This window comes from Rhodococcus sp. DMU2021 (assembly GCF_019641445.1).
Taxonomy (GTDB): domain Bacteria; phylum Actinomycetota; class Actinomycetes; order Mycobacteriales; family Mycobacteriaceae; genus Rhodococcus; species Rhodococcus pyridinivorans.
This window is the reverse complement of the sequence record NZ_JAIFKB010000003.1, coordinates 1-20,098: the sequence shown is the minus strand read 5'-3', so window position 1 is coordinate 20,098 and position 20,098 is coordinate 1. Positions and strand designations below refer to the sequence as shown.

18 protein-coding genes are annotated in these 20,098 nt (G+C 69.8%); 17 read left to right on the top strand and 1 reads right to left on the bottom strand.

Annotated elements, in window-relative coordinates:
• The first annotated feature begins 5 nt into the window (after positions 1 to 5).
• From K3M35_RS06065 to pheT, 3 genes are all read left to right on the top strand, one after another.
• Positions 6 to 818 carry an RNA methyltransferase gene (locus tag K3M35_RS06065; RefSeq protein ID WP_006553976.1) on the top strand — a complete coding sequence of 271 codons (813 nt, stop codon included), beginning with the start codon at positions 6 to 8 and terminating at the stop codon, positions 816 to 818.
• 83 nt (positions 819 to 901) lie between these two features.
• The gene (pheS, locus tag K3M35_RS06060; protein WP_024101130.1) at positions 902 to 1,972 is read left to right on the top strand and encodes a phenylalanine--tRNA ligase subunit alpha; all 1,071 of its coding nucleotides are present in this window, start codon (positions 902 to 904) and stop codon (positions 1,970 to 1,972) included.
• 59 nt (positions 1,973 to 2,031) lie between these two features.
• Positions 2,032 to 4,518, top strand: a complete 2,487-nt coding sequence (gene pheT, locus K3M35_RS06055; RefSeq protein ID WP_064060171.1) for a phenylalanine--tRNA ligase subunit beta — start codon at positions 2,032 to 2,034, stop codon at positions 4,516 to 4,518.
• Here pheT and K3M35_RS06050 read toward each other — a convergent pair.
• Positions 4,507 to 4,905 (bottom strand): AsnC family protein, encoded by a 399-nt coding sequence (locus tag K3M35_RS06050; protein ID WP_019289638.1) that lies wholly within the window; start codon positions 4,903 to 4,905, stop codon positions 4,507 to 4,509. The genes pheT and K3M35_RS06050 overlap by 12 nt on opposite strands.
• Here K3M35_RS06050 and K3M35_RS06045 point away from each other — a divergent pair.
• From K3M35_RS06045 to tyrS, 14 genes are all read left to right on the top strand, one after another.
• A complete protein-coding gene (locus K3M35_RS06045) occupies positions 4,892 to 5,152 on the top strand; it encodes a hypothetical protein (protein WP_174556237.1) in 261 nt (86 codons plus the stop codon). The two genes, K3M35_RS06050 and K3M35_RS06045, sit on opposite strands and share 14 nt — an antisense overlap.
• Positions 5,149 to 5,649, top strand: a complete 501-nt coding sequence (locus K3M35_RS06040; protein WP_006553971.1) for a PspA/IM30 family protein — start codon at positions 5,149 to 5,151, stop codon at positions 5,647 to 5,649. The genes K3M35_RS06045 and K3M35_RS06040 overlap by 4 nt, the downstream gene beginning before the upstream one ends.
• A gap of 59 nt (positions 5,650 to 5,708) precedes the next feature.
• On the top strand, positions 5,709 to 6,782 hold the full coding sequence (gene argC / locus K3M35_RS06035) for an N-acetyl-gamma-glutamyl-phosphate reductase (RefSeq protein ID WP_033097675.1): 1,074 nt from the start codon (positions 5,709 to 5,711) through the stop codon (positions 6,780 to 6,782).
• The gene (gene argJ, locus K3M35_RS06030) at positions 6,779 to 8,029 is read left to right on the top strand and encodes a bifunctional glutamate N-acetyltransferase/amino-acid acetyltransferase ArgJ (RefSeq protein WP_064060174.1); all 1,251 of its coding nucleotides are present in this window, start codon (positions 6,779 to 6,781) and stop codon (positions 8,027 to 8,029) included. Before argC ends, argJ begins: the two co-directional genes overlap by 4 nt.
• Positions 8,026 to 8,964: an acetylglutamate kinase gene (gene argB / locus K3M35_RS06025; RefSeq protein WP_220666151.1), complete on the top strand. Its 939-nt coding sequence runs from the start codon at positions 8,026 to 8,028 to the stop codon at positions 8,962 to 8,964. Before argJ ends, argB begins: the two co-directional genes overlap by 4 nt.
• Positions 8,961 to 10,148 (top strand): acetylornithine transaminase, encoded by a 1,188-nt coding sequence (locus K3M35_RS06020; protein WP_033097677.1) that lies wholly within the window; start codon positions 8,961 to 8,963, stop codon positions 10,146 to 10,148. Before argB ends, K3M35_RS06020 begins: the two co-directional genes overlap by 4 nt.
• Before the next feature lie 6 nt (positions 10,149 to 10,154).
• A complete protein-coding gene (gene argF, locus K3M35_RS06015) occupies positions 10,155 to 11,084 on the top strand; it encodes an ornithine carbamoyltransferase (protein WP_064060175.1) in 930 nt (309 codons plus the stop codon).
• A gap of 2 nt (positions 11,085 to 11,086) precedes the next feature.
• Positions 11,087 to 11,596, top strand: coding sequence for an arginine repressor (locus K3M35_RS06010; RefSeq protein WP_019289632.1), 510 nt, complete (start codon positions 11,087 to 11,089; stop codon positions 11,594 to 11,596).
• A 47-nt stretch (positions 11,597 to 11,643) separates the two neighbouring features.
• Entirely contained in the window at positions 11,644 to 12,843 is a 1,200-nt protein-coding gene (locus tag K3M35_RS06005) for an argininosuccinate synthase (protein WP_006554815.1), read from the top strand.
• A 2-nt stretch (positions 12,844 to 12,845) separates the two neighbouring features.
• Positions 12,846 to 14,267: an argininosuccinate lyase gene (gene argH, locus K3M35_RS06000; protein WP_006554816.1), complete on the top strand. Its 1,422-nt coding sequence runs from the start codon at positions 12,846 to 12,848 to the stop codon at positions 14,265 to 14,267.
• Between the two features lie 153 nt (positions 14,268 to 14,420).
• Positions 14,421 to 17,405, top strand: coding sequence for an AMP-binding protein (locus K3M35_RS05995; protein ID WP_219129144.1), 2,985 nt, complete (start codon positions 14,421 to 14,423; stop codon positions 17,403 to 17,405).
• 39 nt (positions 17,406 to 17,444) lie between these two features.
• Positions 17,445 to 17,666 carry a Trm112 family protein gene (locus K3M35_RS05990; RefSeq protein ID WP_039584036.1) on the top strand — a complete coding sequence of 74 codons (222 nt, stop codon included), beginning with the start codon at positions 17,445 to 17,447 and terminating at the stop codon, positions 17,664 to 17,666.
• The gene (locus tag K3M35_RS05985) at positions 17,651 to 18,301 is read left to right on the top strand and encodes a DNA-3-methyladenine glycosylase (protein WP_064060177.1); all 651 of its coding nucleotides are present in this window, start codon (positions 17,651 to 17,653) and stop codon (positions 18,299 to 18,301) included. Before K3M35_RS05990 ends, K3M35_RS05985 begins: the two co-directional genes overlap by 16 nt.
• 15 nt (positions 18,302 to 18,316) lie before the next feature.
• Positions 18,317 to 19,594 carry a tyrosine--tRNA ligase gene (gene tyrS, locus K3M35_RS05980; protein WP_064060178.1) on the top strand — a complete coding sequence of 426 codons (1,278 nt, stop codon included), beginning with the start codon at positions 18,317 to 18,319 and terminating at the stop codon, positions 19,592 to 19,594.
• Positions 19,595 to 20,098 lie beyond the last annotated feature (504 nt).

The following is a 20,098-nucleotide window of genomic DNA, read 5'->3' as shown; positions in this document are numbered from 1 at the left end:
GACCCGTGGACACGCTCACCGAGCGCACACCACGGGTCGTTTCTGCTGTGAAACTGCTCCGGACCGCCGAGCGTCGCAAGACCGGGCGGTTCCTCGCCGAGGGTGAGAACTCCGTCACCGAGGCGCTCGCCGCTGCACGCGTGCACGAACTATTCGTCACCGAGGCGGCCGCCGGCCGGTACGCGACGGTCGTCGACGAAGCACGCCACAAGGGTGTGCGCGTGGGGATCGTCACCGAGCGGGCCGCCGCCCGGCTGTCCGACACCGTCACCCCGCCCGGCCTCGTCGCCGTGTGCGACACCCTCGACGTGCCGCTCGCCGAAGCGGTGACCCCGCGGTCGCGGCTGCTGGCCGTGCCCGTCGCGGTCGCCGAACCCGGCAACGCCGGCACCCTCATCCGCGTCTCCGACGCCGTCGGCGCCGACGCCGTGGTCCTCGCCGGCGACAGCGTCGACCCGCACAACGGCAAGTGCGTGCGCTCCTCGGCCGGCAGCATCTTCCACCTGCCGGTCGCGCGCGAACGCGACACCGACCGGGTACTGGCCACGCTCGCCGAGGCCGGCGTGCAGATCCTCGCGACGGCCGCCGACGGGGAGATCGACCTCGACGACGCCGACGAGTTGCTCGCCGCGCCCACCGCGTGGCTGTTCGGCAACGAGGCCCACGGACTCGATCCGCAGGTCGCCGCCCGCGCCGACCACCGCGTCCGCATCCCCATCCGCGGACGCGCCGAATCGCTCAACCTCGCCACCGCCGCCTCGATCTGCCTGTATGCGAGCGCGCGGGTACAACATCGGGCCGCTCGGCCCATCACATAGGATTTCCCGGGTGCGCCGCGGCCTCCGGCCCGGACCGCACCACCGAGATCACCCGTTCGTCCGAAGAAGGAGATGCACCGGTCGTGGCCAAGAAAGAGGGCGGGACCCCGCCGGCAGTCGATCCGAGCGCCCTGACCGAGGACGCGCTCACCGCCGCCGAGAAGTCCGCGATCGACGCGTTCGCCGCTGCGACCGACCTCGACGAACTCGCCCAGGCGAAGATCGACCACCTCGGCGACAAGGCGCCCATCTCCCTCGCCAAGCGCGCCCTCGGCTCGCTGCCCGGCAACGAGCGCGCCGACGCCGGCAAGCGGGTCAACGCCCACCGCACCACCGTGCAGGCCGCCTTCGACGACCGCAAGGCCGTGCTGCAGGCCGAACGCGACGCCGCGGTCCTCGTCGCCGAAGCCGTCGACGTCACCCTTCCCGCGACCCGCCGCGCGCTCGGCGCCCGCCACCCGATCTCGATCATCTCCGACGAGGTCGCCGACGTCTTCGTCGCGATGGGCTGGGAGGTCGCCGAAGGCCCCGAGGTCGAGACCGAGCATTTCAACTTCGACGCCCTGAACTTTCTGCCCGACCATCCGGCGCGCACGATGCAGGACACCTTCCACATCGCCCCGGAGGGTTCGCGGCAGGTGCTGCGCACCCACACCTCGCCCGTGCAGGTCCGCACCATGCTGCACCGCGACATCCCGATCTACGTCGTGTGCCCCGGCCGCACCTTCCGCACCGACGAACTCGACGCCACCCACACCCCGGTCTTCTCGCAGGTCGAGGGTCTCGCCGTCGACAAGGGCCTGACCATGGCGCACCTGCGCGGCACCCTCGACGCGTTCGCGCGGGCGCTGTTCGGGCCGGAGACCCGCACCCGGATGCGCCCGAACTACTTCCCGTTCACCGAACCGTCCGCCGAGGTGGACGTGTGGTTCCCGAACAAGAAGGGCGGCGCCGGCTGGGTCGAGTGGGGCGGCTGCGGCATGGTCAACCCCAATGTGCTCCGGGCCTCGGGCATCGACCCCGACGTGTACACCGGGTTCGCGTTCGGAATGGGCCTCGAACGCACCCTGCAGTTCCGCAACGGCATCCCCGACATGCGCGACATCGTCGAGGGCGACGTGCGCTTCACCCTGCCGTTCGGCGTGCAGGGCTGACAGCCCGCTCCCGACACCGACTCCACCGACCGACGACCGAACGAAAGAGCTGAGCACAAGTGCGAGTAGCGCAGTCCTGGCTGACCGAGATCCTGCAGCGCGCCACCCCGGAGTGGAACGTCACCGCCGAGGAACTCGACGCGGGATTCGTCCGGGTCGGACTCGAGGTCGAGGACATCGAGACCCTCGGCCGCATCGACAACCTCGTCGTCGGACGGGTCGTGGAGATCACCGAGCTCACCGAGTTCAAGAAGCCCATCCGTTTCTGCAAGGTTGACGTCGGTGAGGAGGAACCGCGCGGCATCGTGTGCGGTGCCCGCAACTTCGCCGAGGGCGACCTCATCATCGCCGCCCTGCCCGGCGCCGTGCTTCCCGGCGACTTCGCCATCGCATCGCGCAAGACCTACGGGCACATCTCCGACGGCATGATCTGCTCGCTGTCCGAGCTGGGCATCGGCAAGGACCACTCCGGCATCCTCGTGCTCGAGCCCGGCACGGCCGAACCCGGCACCGACGCCAACGATCTGCTCGGTCTCGGCGACACCGTCGTCGAACTGAACATCACCCCCGACCGCGGATACTGCTTCTCCGTCCGCGGCCTCACCCGCGAACTCGCGTGCGGCTTCGACCTCGAATTCGCCGATCCCGCGGCCGTGCCGGCACTGCCGTCCGACGGCGGGGAGGCCTACCCGATCCGGCTCGAGTCCGAGACGAAGGCCACCCGGTTTGCCGCACGCCGCGTCACCGGCATCGACCCGAAGGCCGTCACCCCGTGGTGGATGCAGCGCCGCCTGCACACCGCCGGTGTCCGCCCGATCTCCCCGGCCGTCGACGTGACCAACTACGTCATGCTCGAACTCGGCCAGCCGCTGCACGCCTTCGACGCCGCCAGCCTGCAGGGTGAGCTGGTCGTGCGACGCGCCCGGGCAGGGGAGAAGCTCACCACCCTCGACGGTGTCGAGCGCGATCTCGATCCGGAGGACGTCGTCATCACCGACGACTCCGGGGTGATCTCCCTCGCCGGCATCATGGGCGGCGCGACCACCGAGGTCGGCGACAGCACCACCGACGTGCTGCTCGAGGCCGCCACCTGGGATCCGCTCGCCGTCTTCCGCGGCAACCGTCGGCACAAGGTCAGCAGCGAGGCCGGCAAGCGTTTCGAGCGCACCGTCGATCCGGCCCTGGCCCGCGCCGCGCTCGACCGGGCCGCGAGCCTGCTCGTCGAGATCGCCGGCGGCCGCGTGGAGTCGACCCTCACCGACATCGTCGTGCCCACCGAGAGTCCGACGATCCGCATGGACATCGACCTGCCCGACCGCATGGCCGGGGTGAGCTACCCGAACGGCACCGCTGCCCGCCGTCTCACGCAGATCGGATGCGCGGTCGAGGTCGGTGTCGGCGAGGACGGCCACGGCCAGCTCGTCGTCACCCCGCCGACCTGGCGCCCCGACCTGCGCCAGCCTGCCGACCTGGTCGAGGAGGTGCTGCGCCTCGAAGGCCTCGAGCAGATCCCGTCGGTGCTGCCCACCGCTCCCGCCGGCCGCGGTCTCACGGCCACGCAGAAGCGCCGCCGCGCCGTCTCCCGCGCGCTCGCCCACGACGGCTATGTCGAGGTCCTGGCCCCGGTGTTCCTGCCGGCCGGCGTGTTCGATACCTGGAAGCTCGACGCCGACGACCCGCGCCGGGTGACCACCAAGGTGCTCAACCCCCTCGAAGCCGATCGTCCGGAGCTGGCCACCACGCTGCTGCCGGGCCTGCTCGAGATCCTCGGCCGCAACGTCTCGCGCGGCCAGCGCGACCTGTCGCTCTACGCAATCGCGCAGGTCGTGCATCCCACTTCCGAGACCAAGCCGGTCGACGCGCTCCCGGTCGACCGTCGTCCCACCGACGACGAGATCGCCCTGCTCGAAGGGTCGCTGCCGAAGCAGCCGGTCCACGTCGGTGGTGTGCTCGCCGGTTTGCGCGAACCGGCCGGGCCGTGGGGCACGGGACGCGCCGCCGATGCCTTCGATGCCTTCGCCGCCGCGGAGACCGTGGCACGTGCCGCCGGGGTGCGCCTCGAGCGCCGCGCCGCGCAGTACCTGCCCTGGCATCCCGGCCGCTGCGCCGAACTGCTTGTCGACGGGGTCGTCGTCGGCCACGCCGGTGAACTGCATCCCGCGGTGATCGAACGGGCCGGTCTGCCCGCACGCACGTGCGCCTTCGAACTCGACCTCGACGCGTTACCGATCGTGGAATCGCTTCCGGCGCCGGTGGTCTCGCCGTTCCCAGCGGTCCTGCAGGACGTCGCGGTCGTGGTCGACGCGAATGTGCCGGCCGCCGACGTCGAGAGCGCCCTGCGCTCGGGTGGCGGCGAGCTGCTCGAGGACATCCGTCTGTTCGACGTCTATCAGGGCGCCCAGCTGGGGGAGAACCGCAAGTCCCTCGCGTTCGCGCTGCGCTTCCGCGCCCTCGATCGCACCCTCACCGAGGACGAGGCCAGCGCCGCCCGCGAGGCAGCGGTGGCCGCCGCGGCCACCGCGGTCGGTGCCGAACTACGCGCCTGAGCCGCCCGCGTCCCCGCCCGGCAGCCACACCTCGGGCGGGACCGTGGTGACCTTGCGGACCGCCCGGTCGAGGATGTGCCCGGCGATCTCCGCGAGGGTGCGCATCGGGGTGCGGCCGTCGACCGCGAGCGCCGACAGGATCGCGCGGTCGGTGGCGGAGATCGTCGTGCGTCCGCGCCGCTCACCCACCCGCCGGGAGCCCGACGTCAGTTCCCCTCGCTCTCCCGGACCGAGCGCGTTCAGCCGCCACGCCCCGCCCTCGGTGAACCACTCCGAGACCACGTGGGTGCGGATCGACGCAACGCCGGGCAGCTTCCCCAGGTCGGCGCCCGCCCACGGCACCTCGACGGTCACCGTGCCCGAGATCGCCGCGATGACGAACCGCAAATCCCTCACGGTGCCCGGCGCGGTCCTGAAGTTCGCCCTGAGGATCGGGCGCGCGTGGGGATCGACCGAGCACGGCCCGGAGCGGGTCGCCTTCCTGCAGTACCGTCCGGTGCTCGACAACCGGCGGTTGCGTGAGGAACTCGGTGTGCCCCTGCGGTACACGAGCCGGGAGGCCCTCGAGGCGTATCTGCTGGCTCGCGCCGAAGAGGACTCAGTGGCAGCCGGGCGACGTAGCCTGGAGGCATGAGCAAGGACGAAGCCGGCCGGGTGCCGTCTCCCGAGGAGCCCGACAAGCCGGAGCAGCCCGTCCCCGACGTGACCCCGGCCGGGCCGGAGACGCCGACAGTGCCGGATATTCCCCCGGCCCCGGACATCCCGGACGTGCCGCCGATCGACCCCGAGCCGAGCCCCGATCCCGACGTGACCCCACGCGAGGAAGACGTCCACGACGCTCAGGTCCACGACGCCGAGATCGTCGAACCGGGTGTCGTCGACACCGGATCCGTCGACGGCCCGGTCCGCGCACCGACGATCGAGGAGATCACCGGATACACCGCGGACGGGGTGCCGACCTTCGAATCGGTGCGTGAGAAGATCGAACAGCGTTCGGCGACCGCGCTCGGCGCGGAGGAACTCGCGCACGCGACGGGTGCGGGTCGCACGCTCGAGGAGCAGTACGAGGAGCGCAAGGCGGCCGCTGCCGACCGGCTCGCGGAGATCCGGCGGTCGTTGCGGTCGGAGTGAATCCTCCGAAAGGGACACCCCCTATGAAATGATTTGCATGAGGGTGCATAATCATTCGTATGGGTACTTCACCGGACTTCACCGCCACCTCCGAGTCGCCGCTACGGGTCGCCGTGGCCGGCGCCAGCGGCTACGCGGGCGGCGAGATCCTGCGCCTGCTCCTCGGCCACCCCGCCTACCAGGACGGCTCGCTCGTCATCGGCGCGCTCACCGCCGGGGGTAACGCGGGCGCTACCCTGCGCGAGTTCCATCCCCATCTGCTGCCGCTCGCCGACCGCGTGCTCGGCGCCACCGACATCGACACCCTGCTCGGGCACGACGTCGTCTTCCTCGGCCTGCCGCACGGCCACTCCGCCGTGATCGCCGAGCAGCTGCCCGAGACGACCGTCGTCATCGACTGTGGCGCCGACTTCCGGCTCGAGAACGCCGCCGACTGGCAGCGCTGGTACGGCAGCGACCACGCCGGCACCTGGCCCTACGGCATGCCCGAGCTGCCCGGCAAGCGCGACGCCCTCGTCGGCGCCACCCGCATCGCGGTCCCCGGTTGCTACCCGACCTCCGCCTTGCTCGCACTCGCACCGGCCGTCGCCGCCGGCATCGTCGAACCCGTCGTGAACGTCGTGGCCGTCTCCGGCACCTCCGGCGCCGGGAAGTCCCCGAAGGTCGACCTGCTCGGCTCCGAGGTCATGGGCTCGGTCCGCGCCTACAGCGTCGGCGGCGCCCACCGGCACACCCCGGAGATCAAGCAGAACCTCTCCGCTCTTGCCGACACCGACGTGAAGGTCTCGTTCACCCCGATCCTCGCGCCCATGCCGCGCGGCATCCTCGCGACCTGCACCGCACCGACCACGGTGACCGCCGCCGAGGCCCGCGCCGTCTACGAGAAGGCCTACGCCGACGAACCGTTCGTGCAGCTGCTGCCGGAAGGCGCACTACCGGCCACCGGCGCGGTGGTCGGCTCGAACGCCGTCCAGATCGCCGTCACCGTCGACACCGACGCCGGACTGCTCATCGTCGTCGCCGCGCTCGACAACCTCACCAAGGGCACCGCCGGTGCCGCCGTGCAATCGATGAACCTGGCACTCGGCCTGCCCGAGACCGCCGGCCTGTCCACCGTGGGAGTGGCTCCGTGACCGAGAACAAGTACGCAGACGACGTCTACACCGGCGCCACCGAGATCGCCGGGGGACGCCTGATCCGCACCCAGGGTGTCACCAGTCCCGCCGGCTTCCGGGCCGCCGGCATCCCCGCCGGCATCAAGGTCTCGGGCAGACAGGACCTCGCGCTCGTGGTCAACGAGGGCCCCGAACTCACCGCCGCCGGTGTGTTCACCACCAACAAGGTCAAGGCCGCCCCCGTCCTGTGGTCCCAGCAGGTACTGAAGTCCGGCAGCCTGCGCGCGGTGATCCTCAACTCCGGCGGCGCCAACGCGTGCACCGGCGCCGGTGGTTTCCAGGACACCCACGCCACCGCCGAGGCCGTCGCCAACGCCTTGAGCAACTGGGGCACCGAGACCGGTGCCGGTGAGGTCGCCGTGTGCTCGACCGGCCTGATCGGCGACCGTCTGCCGATGGACAAGGTGCTCTCCGGGGTGCAGGAGATCGTCCACGAACTCGCCGGAGGCATCTCCGGTGGCACCGACGCCGCCTACGCGATCATGACCACCGACACCGTGCCCAAGCAGGCCGCCCTGCACCACGCCGACAAGTGGAACGTCGGCGGCATGGCCAAGGGCGCCGGCATGCTCGCCCCCGCCCTGGCGACGATGCTGTGCGTGGTCACCACCGACGCCGTCGCGACCGCCGATCAGCTCGACACCGCGCTGCGCCACGCGTCCCGGCTCACCTTCGACCGCCTCGACGTCGACGGCGCGACCTCCACCAACGACACCGTGCTGCTGCTGGCCTCCGGCGCGAGCGGGATCACCCCGAGCCAGGACGAGCTCAACGCCGCCGTCCTCGCCGTGTGCGACGACCTCGCCGAGCAGATGATGGCCGACGCCGAGGGCGTCACCAAGCGGGTCACCGTCACCGTCCGCGGCGCCGCCAGCGAGGCCGACGCCCTGATCGGTGCCCGCACCGTCGCCCGCGACAGCCTCGTCAAGACCGCACTGTTCGGCTCCGACCCAAACTGGGGCCGCGTGCTCGCCGCCATCGGCATCGCACCGATCGAACTCGACCCCGACAAGATCTCCGTGTCGTTCAACGGCAACCCGGTGTGCATCGACGGTGTCGGTGCGCCCGGCGCCCGCGAGGTCGACCTGTCCGCGGCCGACATCGCACTCGACATCGACCTCGGCCTCGGCAACGCGCAGGTGTCCATCCGCACCACCGACCTCTCGCACGCCTACGTCGAAGAGAACTCGGCGTACTCGTCGTGACCGGAACGAACACAGGAGACGACGTGACCGACGCACTGATCGCCGACCTCACCTCGCACCAGAAGGCGTTCGTCCTCGCCGAGGCCCTGCCGTGGCTGCAGAAGTTCCGCGACAAGATCGTCGTCGTCAAGTACGGCGGCAACGCCATGATCGACGACACCCTCAAGACCGCCTTCGCCGCCGACATGGCGTTCCTGCGCACCGTCGGCATCCACCCCGTCGTCGTGCACGGCGGCGGCCCGCAGATCAACGCCATGCTCGAGCGACTCGGCCTCGCAGGTGAATTCCGCGGCGGCTTCCGTGTCACCACCCCCGAGGTCATGGACGTCGTGCGGATGGTGCTCTTCGGGCAGGTCGGACGCGAACTCGTCGGCCTGATCAACAGCCACGGCCCCTACGCCGTCGGCACCTCCGGCGAGGACGCCGGACTGTTCACCGCGACCCGCCGCACGGTCGTCGTCGACGGCGAGGCCACCGACATCGGGCTCGTCGGCGACGTCACCAGCGTCGACCCCGGCGCGGTGCTCGACCTCATCGCCGCCGGGCGCATCCCCGTCGTCTCCACGATCGCGCCCGACGCCGACGGCGTGGTGCACAACATCAACGCCGACACCGCCGCGGCCGCCCTTGCCGCAGCGCTCGGCGCGGAGAAGCTGGTCGTGCTCACCGACGTCGAAGGCCTCTACACGAACTGGCCCGACCGCAGCTCGCTCACCTCGCGGATCGACGCCGACGCGCTTACCGCGCTGCTGCCGTCGCTCGACTCCGGCATGGTCCCGAAGATGGAGGCGTGCCTGCGCGCCGTTCAGGGGGGAGTGCCCACCGCGCACGTCATCGACGGGCGCCAGCCGCACTCCGTGCTCCTCGAACTGTTCACCGAAGAAGGCATCGGCACCATGGTGGTGCCGTCCTCCGAGAAGGAAGGCCCCGCATGACCGGCACGTCCGACCTCCAGCAGCGCTGGGCGGGTTCGCTGATGAACAACTACGGCGTGCCCAAGGTCGCGCTGGTCGCGGGCGACGGTGCCGTGCTCACCGACGCCGACGGCAAGCAGTACCTCGACCTGCTCGGCGGCATCGCCGTCAACAGCCTCGGCCACCGCCACCCGGCGATCATCGAGGCCGTCACCGCCCAGCTGAACCAGCTCGGCCACGTGTCGAACCTGTACGCCTCGCCGCCGGTGCTCGAACTCGCCGAGAAGCTCCTCGATCGCTTCGGTCACGAGGGCCGCGCCTTCTTCTGCAATTCCGGCACCGAGGCCAACGAGGCGGCCTTCAAGATCGCCCGGCTCACCGGACGGCCGAGGATCGTCGCGTGCGAGAAGGCCTTCCACGGCCGCACCATGGGCGCCCTCGCCCTGACCGGCCAGCCCGACAAGCGCGCCCCCTTCGAACCGATGCCCGCCGGCGTCGAGTTCGTGCCCTACGGCGACCTCGACGCCCTCGAGGCCGCGGTGGACGAGAACACCGCCGCCGTCTTCCTCGAACCGATCATGGGCGAATCCGGCGTCGTCGTCCCGCCCGAGGGTTATCTCGCCGGCGCGCGTCGCATCACCACCGAACGCGGCGCCCTGCTCGTGCTCGACGAAGTCCAGACCGGTATCGCCCGCACCGGTACCTTCTTCGCCCACCAGGCAGCGGGCATCACCCCCGATGTGATGACCCTCGCCAAGGGCCTCGGCGGCGGACTGCCCATCGGTGCGGTCCTCGCCACCGGTCCGGCCGCCGAGCTGTTCCGGCCCGGCAAGCACGGCACCACCTTCGGTGGCAACCCGGTGTGCGCCGCGGCCGCCCTCGCGGTGCTGCGCACGATCGACGAGCAGAACCTGCTCGACCACGTGAACACCGTCGGGAAGACCCTCGCCGCCGGCATCGAGGAACTCGGGCACCCGCTCGTCTCGCACGTGCGCGGCTCCGGGCTGCTCCTCGGTGTCGTCCTCACCGCCGCGAAGGCGCCGGCCGTCGAGACCGCCGCCCGCGAGGCCGGTTTCCTCGTCAACGCCGCCGCACCGGACGTGATCCGCCTCGCGCCCCCGCTGATCCTCACCGAACAGCAGGCCGAGAGCTTCGTGACGGCGCTGCCCGCCGTCCTCGACACCGCCGACCGGGAAGGGAACTGACGACCCGTGCTCCGCCATTTCCTGCGCGACGACGACCTCACCCCGGCCGAACAGACCGAGGTGCTCGAACTCGCCACCGAACTGAAGAAGGCGCCGCTGTCCCGCCGCCCCCTCGAAGGGCCCCTCAGCGTCGCCGTGCTGTTCGACAAGACCTCCACCCGCACCCGCTTCTCCTTCGACGCCGGCATCGCCCAACTCGGCGGGCACGCCGTCGTCGTCGACACCGGCTCCACCCAGATCGGGAAGGGTGAGACCCTCGAGGACACCGCCCGGATGTTCTCCCGGTTCACCGAAGCGGTCGTGTGGCGCACCTACGGCCAGGACCGCATCGAGACGCTCGCCGAGCACTCGACCGTGCCCGTCGTCAACGCGCTCACCGACACTTTCCACCCCTGCCAGGTCCTCGCCGACCTGCAGACCATCCGCGAGAACAAGGGCGCCACCGCGGGCCTGCGGATGACCTACTTCGGCGACGGCGCCAACAACATGGCGCACTCGCTGATGCTCGGCGGCGTCACCGCCGGCATGCACGTGACCATCGCGTCCCCGGCCGGGTTCACCCCCGACTCGCAGGTCGTCGACGCGAGCCGCGCACGGGCAGAGGAGACCGGCGGCAGCGTCACCGTCACCGACGACCCGCGTACCGGAGCCAGCGGCGCCGATGTGCTCGTCACCGACACCTGGGTGTCGATGGGGCAGGAGGACGACGGCAAGGATCGCGAGGCACCCTTCCGGCCGTTCCAGCTGAACGACGACCTCGTCTCCCTTGCCGACACCGACGCGATCGTGCTGCACTGCCTGCCGGCCTACCGCGGCAAGGAGATCACCGCCGAGGTCATCGACGGACCGCGGTCTGTGGTGTGGGACGAAGCCGAGAACCGCCTCCACGCACAGAAGGCCCTGCTGGTGTGGCTGCTCGAGCAGAGCCGGAGCTGACCGTGAGCACCGCGGCGAACCATGCGGACAGTGCGGCGACCGCGCCGACGCGCGCGGCGCGGCAGGCCCGCATAGTCGCACTGCTCGCCGCGCACCCGGTGCGCAGCCACACCGAACTCGCCGCACTCCTCGCCGAGGACAGCATCGAGGTGTCCACCGCCACCCTGTCCCGCGACCTCGAGGAACTCGGCGCCGTCAAGCTCCGCGCGGCCGATGGGGGCGCCGGGGTGTACGTCGTCCCGGAGGACGGCAGCCCTGTGCGCGGCGTGACCGGAGGCACCGACCGCCTGTCCCGGTTGCTCGGCGAACTGCTGGTGTCCACCGACTCCAGCGGCAACATCGCCGTGCTGCGCACCCCGCCGGGGGCGGCGCACTATCTGGCCAGTGCACTCGATCGGGCATCATTACCCGAGGTGGTCGGAACGATCGCCGGCGACGACACCATCGCGGTCATCGCCCGCGAACCGACGACGGGAGCCGAACTGGCCGCGAAAATCGAATCACTCGCCTGACCTACCACTCATAGACGCACGTCGAAATACGAAGGAGCACAAAGACAATGGCCGAACGCGTCGTACTCGCCTATTCGGGCGGGCTGGACACCTCCGTCGCCATCAGCTGGATCGGTAAGGAGACCGGCAAGGAGGTCGTCGCCGTGGCCATCGACCTCGGCCAGGGTGGCGAGGACATGGAGGTCGTGCGTCAGCGCGCCCTCGACTGCGGTGCCGTCGAATCGATCGTCGTCGACGCCAAGGACGAGTTCGCCAACGAGTACTGCCTGCCCACCGTCCAGGCCAACGCGCTCTACATGGATCGCTACCCGCTCGTCTCGGCCATCAGCCGCCCGCTGATCGTCAAGCACATCGTGCAGGCCGCCCGCGAGCACGGTGGCACCGTCGTCTCCCACGGCTGCACCGGCAAGGGCAACGATCAGGTCCGCTTCGAGGTCGGCTTCGGCGCCCTCGCACCCGACCTCCAGGTCATCGCACCGGTCCGCGACTACGCCTGGACCCGTGAGAAGGCCATCGCCTTCGCCGAGGAGAACGGCCTGCCCATCAACGTCACCAAGCGTTCGCCGTTCTCCATCGACCAGAACGTCTGGGGCCGCGCCGTCGAGACCGGCTTCCTCGAGGACCTGTGGAACGCCCCCACCAAGGACGTCTACGACTACACCGAGGACCCCACCGCCCACTGGCAGGCCCCCGACGAGCTGATCATCAGCTTCGAGGCCGGTCGCCCCGTCGCGATCGACGGCAAGCACGTCACCGTCCTCGAGGCCATCCAGGAACTCAACCGTCGCGCCGGCGCTCAGGGTGTGGGCCGCCTCGACATGGTCGAGGACCGCCTCGTCGGCATCAAGAGCCGCGAGATCTACGAGGCCCCCGGCGCCATCGCCCTCATCACCGCGCACCAGGAACTCGAGCACGTCACCCTCGAGCGCGAACTCGGCCGTTACAAGCGTCGCGTCGAGGAGCGCTGGAGCGAGCTGGTGTACGACGGCCTGTGGTACTCGCCGCTGAAGACCGCCCTCGACGCCTTCATCAAGAACACTCAGGAGCGCGTCACCGGCGACATCCGCATGGTGCTCCACGGCGGACACATCACCGTCAACGGCCGTCGCAGCCCCGAGTCGCTGTACGACTTCAACCTCGCCACCTACGACGAGGGTGACAGCTTCGACCAGTCCAACGCCAAGGGCTTCGTGCAGATCCACGGCCTGTCGTCGAAGGTCGCCGCGAAGCGCGATCTGGGCCTGTAGTCATGACGGCTCACGGCACCAACGAAGGTGCCCTGTGGGGCGGCCGGTTCGCATCCGGACCGGCCGCCGCCATGGCGGCGCTGAGCAAGTCCACGCACTTCGACTGGGCGCTCGCCCCGTACGACGTGCGCGCCTCCCAGGCCCACGCCAAGGTTCTGCACCGTGCCGGACTCCTCACCGACGACGACCTCGCCACGATGCTCGACGGCCTCGACCGGCTCGCCGCCGATGTGGCCTCCGGTGCGTTCGGCCCCGCCGAGTCCGACGAGGACGTGCACGGCGCGCTCGAACGGGGACTCATCGAACGGGTCGGCCCCGAGGTCGGCGGCCGGCTCCGCGCGGGCCGCTCCCGCAACGACCAGGTCGCGACGCTGTTCCGCATGTGGCTGCGCGACAGCGCGCGGCGCATCGCCGACGGTGTCCTCGATGTGGTCGATGCGATCGCCGACCAGGCCGCGGCGCACCCCGATGCCGTCATGCCGGGCAAGACGCACCTGCAGGCGGCGCAGCCCGTGCTGCTCGCGCACCACCTGCTCGCCCATGCGCATCCGTTGCTGCGCGACGTCGACCGGTTACGCGACTTCGACAAGCGCGCGGCGGTCTCGCCGTATGGGTCGGGAGCGCTCGCCGGATCGTCGCTCGGTCTCGACCCCGACGCGATTGCGGCCGACCTGGGCTTCGACTCGGCGGCGGACAACTCGATCGACGCCACCAGCTCCCGCGACTTCGCTGCAGAAGCGGCGTTCGTGTTCGCGCAGATCGCCGTCGACCTCTCCCGCATGGCGGAGGAGATCATCCTGTGGAGCACCCCCGAGTTCGGGTACGTCACCCTCGCGGACGAATGGTCGACCGGGTCGTCGATCATGCCGCAGAAGAAGAACCCGGACGTCTCCGAGCTCACCCGCGGTAAGGCCGGTCGCCTCATCGGCAACCTCACCGGTCTGCTGGCCACGCTCAAAGCGCAGCCGTTGGCCTACAACCGCGACCTGCAGGAGGACAAGGAGCCGGTCTTCGACTCCGTCGCTCAGCTCGAGCTGCTGCTCCCGGCGATCGCAGGGCTCGTCTCGACGCTGACCTTCCACACCGAGCGCATGGCCGAGCTCGCACCCGCCGGATTCACCCTCGCGACCGACATCGCCGAGTGGATGGTCCGCCAGGGTGTGCCGTTCCGCGTCGCCCACGAGGCGGCCGGGGCGTGCGTGCGGGTCGCCGAAGGCCGCGGAGCCGGCCTCGAGGACCTCACAGACGAGGAGTTGGCCGGTGTAGATCCGGCACTGACCCCGCAGGTGCGGGAAGTGCTCACCGTCGAAGGCTCCATCGCCTCGCGCGACGCTCGCGGCGGCACCGCGGGCGTGCGGGTGGCCGAGCAACTCGGCCGCGTGCGCGACGCCGCGGCACAACTGCGCGACCGGGTTCGCGACTGACACGCCTGCCGTCCCGGGCACACCCCGAGTTGCCCGGGACGGTGAGGGCCGTGTGGCAGGCTGGCACATACTCTCGGCATGCAGCGGGTACCGGTGTAGAACCGCAGGTGCCGGGGACCGGTGCGGATACATCGTCGAGAAGGGGAACGGACCGTGGGACTGGACGCCGATGTAGTGACCGAGTCGGTGCGACGGCTCGTCGCCACTGCCCAGAACGGTCTCGAAGTCCTGCGCTTCGGTGGCCTCGAACCCGGCCGGTCGTCGTCGCCCTATCAGGTCGTCGAGCGCACCTCCATGTACCGGCTCCGCCGGTACTTCCCCGAATCCGACACCGCCTCCACGGGCATCCCCGTCGTTCTCGTACCACCGATGATGGTGTCCGCCGAGGTGTACGACGTCACCCGTGACGCCGGCGCCGTCGGCAGCCTCCACGAAGCGGGTCTCGATCCGTGGGTCGTGGACTTCGGATCGCCCGACCAGGAGGAGGGCGGCTGGAAGCGCACCCTCACCGATCACATCCTCGCCCTCGACGAGGTCGTCGACTGCGTCCGTGCCTACACCGGTCGCGACGTGCATCTCGGCGGATACTCGCAGGGTGGCATGTTCTGCTATCAGGTCGCGGCCTATCGGCGCAGCCGCGGCATCGCGAGCCTGATCACCTTCGGCAGCCCGGTCGACACCCTCGCCGCCCTGCCGTTCGGGATCCCGGAGATCGTCGCGACCCACTCCGCCGACTTCCTTGCCGACCACGTCTTCAACCGCCTCGCGATCACCGGATGGATGGCGCGCACCGGCTTCCAGCTGCTCGATCCGGTCAAGACGCTGCGATCGCGCATCGACTTCCTGCTCCAGCTCCACGACCGGGAGGCGCTGTTGCCGCGCGAGCCGCAGCGCCGATTCCTCGACACCGAGGGATGGGTGGCGTGGTCCGGTCCCGCCGTCGCGGAGGTACTGCGCCAGTTCATCGCCCACAACCGCATGGTCAGCGGTGGGTTCGTCATCAATGACCGGGCCGTGAGCCTCGCCGAGATCACCTGTCCCGTCCTCGCAGTCGTCGGCGAGGTCGACGACATCGGGCAACCGCTCGCCGTGCGCGGCATCCGCAAGGCCGCACCCCGCGCGGAGGTCTACGAATACACCTTGCGCGCAGGTCATTTCGGACTCGTCGTGGGCAGTGTCGCCGGCCAGCAGACGTGGCCGTCGGTCGGGGAATGGGTGCAGTGGCGCGAGGGCGTCGGGGACCGGCCCGTCGGCATCGCGCCGATGGCGGTGCCGAACCCCACCGACGAGGGCACGGGCGTCTCGGTCGCATCCCGCATCACGCACACGGCCGCAACGCTCGCCGACGTCGGGACCGATCTCGGCAAGGGGCTCGCGGGGATCGCGGTCGGTGCCGTCCGCGGCGCACGCGATCTCACCGGGGAGGCCGCCCGCGCCCTTCCCCGCCTCGCGCGGCTCGGGCAGATCCAGCCGCGCACCCGCATCTCCGTCGGCGGTCTGCTCGCCGAGATCGGCCGCAAGTCGCCGAAGCGGGAGTGCTTCATCTTCGAGGACCGGGTCTACACCTTCGAGGCCGTCAACCGGCGGATCGACAACGTCGTCCTCGGGCTCGCCGACAACGGCATCCGTCCCGCGATGCACGTCGGCATCCTCATGGACGTGCGCCCCAGCGCAATGGCGGCGGTCGCGGCGATCTCCCGCCTCGGCGCCGTCTCCGCCCTCATCCCCCCGGGACCGGACATCGCCGAGGCCGTGCGACTGGGCGGTGTCGAAAAGATCGTCGCCGATCCCGAGAACCTCGACGCGGCCGTCGCGACCGGTCTTCCCGTGCTGGTCCTCGGCGGCGGCGACGTCCGCGACCTCGACGTCGAGCCCGGCGCCGACGTCGTCGATCTCGAACGACTCGACATCTCCTCCGTGCAATTGCCGGGCTGGTACGTCCCCGATCCCGGACTCGCGCGCGAACTCGCATTCATCCTGTTCTCCGGTGGTGGCGACACGCTCGCGGTGCGGCGGGTCACCAACTACCGGTGGGCGCTGTCGGCCTTCGGTACCGCCACCGCCGCCTCGCTCGGCCGCGGTGACACCATGTACTGCCTTGCGCCCCTGCATCATTCGTCCGGTCTGCTGGTCAGTTTCGGCGGGGCGCTCGCGGGCGGGGCGCGTATCGCACTGTCGCGCGGGTTGAATCCGTCGCTCTTCAGCGACGAAGTGCACCGCTACGGCGTCACCGTCGTCACCTATACCTGGTCGATGATGCGTGAGGTGCTCGACAGCCCGTCGCTGCACATCGACGCCATCCATCCCATCCGGTTGTTCATCGGTTCCGGCATGCCACCGGGCCTGTGGCGCCGCACCCTCGACCGGTTTGAGCCCGCCCGGGTTCTCGAGTTCTACGCGTCGACCGAGGGCGACGTCGTGCTCGCGAACGTCTCCGGTTCGAAGATCGGCTCGAAGGGCCGGCCGTTGCCCGGTAGCGCCGATGTGCGCCTCGCTGCCTACGACGCCGGCGTCGGCCGACTCGTGGAGGACGAACGCGGCTTCGTGCGGGAGGCGCAGGTCGGCGAGGTCGGACTGCTGCTCGGCAGACCCGGTCCCGCAGCCTCGGCAATCACCGGTGTGATGCGCGGCGTGTTCGAACCGGGCGACGTGTGGGTGCCCACCGACAACCTGTTCCGACGCGACGACGACGGCGACTACTGGTTGCTCGACAGTCGGGGGACGGTGATTCCCACCTTCCACGGCCCGGTTTTCACCCAGAGCGTGGCGGACGTGCTCGAAGCGATCCCGCGTGTCGATCTCGCCGTCGCCTATGGCATCTCGGTGGGAGGTCGCGACATCGCAGTGGCCGGCTGCTCGCTGCGGGGCAACCGTGCACCGACGGCCGCGGAGATCACTGCGGCGTTCGACTCGGTCCCGGCCGACGAGCGACCCGATCTCGTGCACGTCGTGCCCGACATCCCGTTGGGCCCGTCCTATCGCCCGTCCGCCGATCGTCTGCGCGAACAGGGATTGCCCGTGCCCACCGTCCGTACCTGGTACCTGAACCCCGACACCGGGACGTACAAGCGGTTCACCAAGGCCGTGGCCACGGCGTGGAAGGCGGGCACGGCCGGTTCGCCCGCCGGGGCGCGGTAGCCTGGGTCCGGTTCGGTTCCGCCCTTCGAAAGGACATCCGTGGCTGTCGATCCCACGTTGCTGAGCATTCTGGCCTGTCCGGAGGACAAGGGGCCGTTGCTTCTCGTCGACGACGCCGTCCTGTACAACCCGCGACTGCGGCGGGCGTATCCGATCGAGAGCGGTATTCCCGTCCTCCTCGTCGACGAGGCGCGCGAGGTCAGCGACGCCGAGCACGAGGACTTCACCGCGCGCGGTGTCGCCGGATGGAGCACCGACTGAGCCGCAATCATCGATCCGTCCGCGGCGAACTCGAAAGACTCGATCCGGTCGAGGCTGCCGAAGCGCTGCTCGGAGCAACCATCCGAGTGGGGGAGACCGCCGTCCTGCTGACGGAGGTCGAGGCCTACGGCGGCCCCGAGGACGGACCGTGGCCGGACCCGGCCGCGCACTCGTACCGCGGACCGACCCCGCGCAATTCGGTCATGTTCGGACCAGCGGGACATCTGTACGTTTACCGCAGTTACGGACTGCACTTCTGCGCGAACGTCTCCCTCGGTCCCGACGGCACCGCCGCGGCGGTGCTGTTGCGCGGTGGTGAGGTGATCGCGGGGGAGCAGGCCGTCCGTTCCCGGCGCACGTCCGGCACGCCGTTCGCGAACCTTGCGCGCGGTCCGGGCAATCTCGCTGCTGCGCTCGGTCTCGATCTGGCCGACAACGGCATCGACGTGGATGGTTCCGACGCTCGGGTGCGGGTGGAACTCCCGGCCGAACCGCTGGTCGGGGAGGCCGCGCGGGGGCCGCGGGTGGGGATCAGCGTGGCGGCCGACAGACCGTGGCGGTTGTGGGTTCCCGGGGCGATCGGGGTCTCCGCGTACCGGCGCAGCCCACGCGCGCCCGCTGCGCCTCGAGCGTGATGGGATGATCGAACGGTGACTGAGCACATTCTCGACGAACTGACCTGGCGCGGGCTCATCGCGCAATCGACCGATCTCGACGCACTTCGAGGCGAACTCGACAAGGGTCCGATCACCCTCTATGCCGGTTTCGATCCGACCGGCCCGAGCCTGCACGCCGGTCACCTCGTTCCGCTCCTCGCACTCAAGCGTTTCCAGCGCGCCGGCCATCGGCCCATCGTTCTCGCAGGTGGCGCGACCGGCATGATCGGTGACCCGCGGGACGTGGGGGAGCGCACCATGAACTCCGCCGACACCGTCGCCGAATGGGCAGGGCGGATCCGTGGGCAGCTCGAGCGGTTCGTCGACTTCGACGACTCCCCGACGGGAGCCGTGGTCGTGAACAACCTCGACTGGACCAGCAAGCTGTCCGCGATCGACTTCCTGCGCGACATCGGGAAGCACTTCTCGATCAACGTGATGCTCGCCCGCGACACCGTCAAGCGCCGCCTCGAAGGTGACGGCATCTCGTACACCGAGTTCAGCTACATGCTCCTGCAGGCCAACGACTACGTGCAGCTCCGCCGCGAGTACGGATGTGCGCTTCAGGTCGGCGGTTCCGATCAGTGGGGCAATATCATCGCCGGCGTCGAGCTCAACCGCCGTACCGACGGCGAGAGTGTGCACGCCTTGACCGTCCCGCTCGTGACCTCGTCCGACGGCAAGAAGTTCGGCAAGTCCACCGGTGGTGGCAGCTTGTGGCTCGACCCGGAGATGACGAGCCCGTACGCCTGGTACCAGTACTTCGTCAACGCTGCCGACGCCGACGTCATGAAGTACCTGCGCTGGTTCACCTTTCTCGACAAGGACGAACTCGCCGAACTCGAGACCGCCACCACGGAGCGTCCGCACGCACGGGAGGCCCAGAAGCGACTCGCTGCCGAGATGACCACGCTCGTGCACGGAGCGCACAACACCGCAGCGGTCGAGTTGGCCAGCCGCGCCCTCTTCGGGCGAGGCGAGCTGGGCGAGCTGGACGAGCCCACGCTCGCGGCCGCCCTGACCGAGGCGTCCGTGACGGAGCTCCGCGCCGGCGAGCCGGACACGATCATCGACCTGCTCGTCGCGTCGGGGCTGTGCGAGAGCAAGGGAGCTGCGCGTCGCACCATCAAGGAAGGCGGCGCGTCGGTCAACAACGTCCGTATCGCCTCGGAGGAGTGGACCCCGCGCGACGGAGAGCTGCTGCACGGACGCTGGCTCGTCCTGCGTCGGGGCAAGCGGAACTTCGCCGGTGTGCGAGTCGTCCGCGACTGAGGCCTTTGCCGACGCTGGCGAGCCCCTGACCAGTGGATTTGACGGCGCGTTAGCGTCGGCGTAACTTAGTCGTCGTTCGAGCGACACCGAACAGCCCGCCGGACCGAGAGGTTCGGAAACAGGCATGTTCGATGTCGCATCGATCGGCTCTCACAGAAGAGAACGGGAAAGCAGCGATTTGCGTCCCTGAAATCGGACGTGATAGCTTAGAACGGTTGCCTCGGAGCGAGCCGGACAGGTGTCCGGTAACGTGATGATGTGTGCGTGTTCTTTGAGAACTCAACAGTGTGCCGATGAATGTCAGTGCCAAATAATATTTGGTGCGGCCACTTCACTTTTGTGGGTGGTTGTTGCTGGACATCGCATTCTTCCGTCTGCGGTGGTCCAGTGTTTGAGCTAGTTTGAGTTTTTTTGCTAGTGATTTGACTCTTTTGTCTTTGACTGATTGCCCCTTTTTTGGGGGTGATTGTGAGTCTTCAACGGAGAGTTTGATCCTGGCTCAGG